Annotated in this window: 4 protein-coding genes; 1 reads left to right on the forward strand and 3 read right to left on the reverse strand. The window is 38.2% G+C overall.

Features of this window, described 5'->3' with window-relative positions; genetic code table 11:
• Nucleotides 1-105: 105 nt before the first annotated feature.
• Nucleotides 106-552: a GNAT family N-acetyltransferase gene (locus AC1DRF_RS22910; RefSeq protein ID WP_043981356.1), complete on the reverse strand. Its 447-nt coding sequence runs from the start codon at nt 550-552 to the stop codon at nt 106-108.
• 20 nt (nt 553-572) lie between these two features.
• Nucleotides 573-956: a MerR family transcriptional regulator gene (locus AC1DRF_RS22915; RefSeq protein WP_025751010.1), complete on the reverse strand. Its 384-nt coding sequence runs from the start codon at nt 954-956 to the stop codon at nt 573-575.
• A 163-nt stretch (nt 957-1119) separates the two neighbouring features.
• Between AC1DRF_RS22915 and AC1DRF_RS22920 the strand changes: the two genes are divergently transcribed.
• Nucleotides 1120-1242, forward strand: a complete 123-nt coding sequence (locus tag AC1DRF_RS22920) for a hypothetical protein (protein WP_286206801.1) — start codon at nt 1120-1122, stop codon at nt 1240-1242.
• Between the two features lie 84 nt (nt 1243-1326).
• On the opposite strand, the gene AC1DRF_RS22925 is transcribed toward AC1DRF_RS22920, so the two are convergent.
• Complete coding sequence (locus AC1DRF_RS22925; protein ID WP_034650444.1) at nt 1327-2262, reverse strand: aldo/keto reductase; 936 nt, start codon at nt 2260-2262, stop codon at nt 1327-1329.
• Nucleotides 2263-2528 lie beyond the last annotated feature (266 nt).

A 2528-nucleotide genomic window follows, 5' to 3' on the forward strand; every position in this document is an offset into this window, starting at 1 on the left:
TTCTTGTTCATACTTCCTTTTCTTCTACATATTAATAGATAAAAAGATTAATTAAAAAGAGAGTCACTCTGCAACTCTCTTCCTGCTCTATGTAGGTGCTAAACATTAAACAAACGTTTTTTTCAAGACAACGCGCTGATCATTGACACTATAGCCGTTTCTTTCATAAAAAGCCTGTGCAGCTCCTCCAGTCGCCGTCAAGAGATACAAGCTGTTAATCTCGTGTTTTTGAAGTTCGTTCTCAAACCGGCTTAAGATAGCTGAACCGTACCCTTTTCCCTGCGCGCTTGCGCTGACGCAAAGCTCGGCCACGTAAAAGGTCATACTACTGTATGATTTTTTCGCGTGACCTGCAATCATTCCAATCAACTCTCCTTGGTCATAAAATAAATAGCCCATAAATTTAGGTGTGTTCAGTAAATCAGTCAGCCTTTCTCTAGCAGATTTCTCTGTCCACGGCTCATTCCAAGGTGTTTTTGTAAATACATTCATATACAAGTTAATGCACTGCTGCATATTCTCCGCAGTGAGAGGTACTACTTTTTCGATCATTTTTACGCTTCCTTTTTTATTTAGTTTGAAGGCTTGTTAACAATTCGCTCGTACATTTCCGGCAGGTGCTTAATTTTATAATCAATCGTCTCAAGCTTGTGATGGATTTCTTCAATTTCTTTTTGTACCGCTTTTTTATGATCCATCAGCATTTGCAGACTTTTATCAAGCACGGCATTTTCAAGCGTACAGTTTTCAATAAGCGTCCGAATGTCCTTGATTTGCATACCTGTGCTTTTTAAACAGCAGATTAAATCAATCCATTCAATATCTTGTTCTTTAAAAATACGATTCCCTGACGCTGTACGATCTAAAAATGGAAAAAGCCCTTCTTTATCATAATAGCGAATGGTATAAATTGTCACGTTCAATTTTTTTGCCACTTGTGAAATGGTATACGTCATACTGCTTCCTCCTACACCTTAAACTTCTCAGAAAAACATGATGAGTTTGTCTTGACCTCTAGTTATCTCGAGGATTTATTCTTTTATAGTCTTCTTCATTGAGCTCTTTATGCTGCAGACTTTTTGTACAAGCAGCAAGCAACATATATTTAAACCTGAAAGGATGAATACGATGAATACTGCTCACATGATGCTTACCATTGTAATTGGCGGTTTTATTGCCTTTTTGTTAGGTCTTGGCGTCACAAAAATAATTGAGCTGCTGCTAAATCTTTTTCTAGCTTAACCAGTAGTTACTTATCGTAAAACGCAGGTAACTCCGTTCCATATTCGAACGGAGTTACCTGCTTTATTTTAAGAACTGCAGCGCTTAAGGCACCATGTTGCCAGCGGCTTTATAAATATCGTACCACTCTTCGCGCGTTAACTTGATTTCTGAACCTTTACTTGCATCTTTCATACGCTGAATATTTGTAGTACCAAGCACCACTTGAATATTTGCAGGATGAGTTGTGATCCACGCAACGGCAATCGCTGTATTCGTCACGCTATACTTACTTGCGATGCGATCAATCACTTCGTTTAGCTTTCCAAATTTCTCTTTGTCGCCTAAGAAAGGTCCTTCGAAAAATCCGTTTTGAAATGGCGACCACGCTTGAAGGGTTATATCATTTAAACGGCAATATTCAAGCACGCTGCTGTCGCGGTTCACAGCTTGGTCGATGCCCATATTTAAAGAAATACCAGAGTCTATAATTGGCGTATGTGCAATGCTGAACTGCACTTGGTTTACGACAAGCTTTTGGTTGATATATTTTTCAAGCAGCTGAATTTGCGCTGGGTTGTGGTTCGACACACCGAAATGACGTACCTTTCCGCTGCTTTGAAGCTCATTAAACGCTTCTGCTACTTCTTCAGGATCCATTAGCGGATCTGGGCGATGAAGTAATAAAAGATCTAAGTAATCTGTTTTTAAGCGCTCTAAGCTGCCGTTAACAGAGTCTATGATATGCTTCTTTGAAAAGTCATAGTAATTTTTCGCTGCGTTAATGCCGCATTTACTTTGAATCACCATTTTCTCACGAAGACTTGAATTCATTTGTATAGCGTTTGCAAAATACTCTTCGCATTGTCCCACATAATCAGGACCGTAAATATCAGCATGGTCAAAAAAGTTAATTTCTTCTTCCATCGCTGTGCGGATTAGCTTCTCTGCTTCTTGTAAAGAAAGCTCWGTTAAACGCATATTTCCCATAATCAAATTTGATACGTGTAAGTCAGTATTAGCAATTGTATGATACTTCATATAAAGCCCCTCCTTGAAATGATACTACTACAAGATAAACCATAGAGTTAACTCTAGGTCAAGCAGAAAGAATAAAAGTTTTTATAAGCAGCGACGGTAAAACACCCTATCTTTTTTGGTAAAAAGATGAAATACTAGGTTGTGGTGTGATAAAAGTCACTGCCRCTCTGCATTTCATTTAGTAGTATATGTTACGTTCTTTTATTCCTTTTTATCGAAGCTTATTTCATAGYAATACATCAATTTACCAGGCAAAGGAGCTTATC

The organism is Priestia sp. P5_B4 (assembly GCF_056400385.1).

Bases quoted from the DNA above. Each gene is read 5' to 3' on its own strand.
- AC1DRF_RS22910 (WP_043981356.1), bottom strand. From the start codon at position 552: ATGATCGAAAAAGTAGTACCTCTCACTGCGGAGAATATGCAGCAGTGC.
- AC1DRF_RS22915 (WP_025751010.1), bottom strand. From the start codon at position 956: ATGACGTATACCATTTCACAAGTGGCAAAAAAATTGAACGTGACAATT.
- AC1DRF_RS22920 (WP_286206801.1), top strand. From the start codon at position 1,120: ATGAATACGATGAATACTGCTCACATGATGCTTACCATTGTAATTGGC.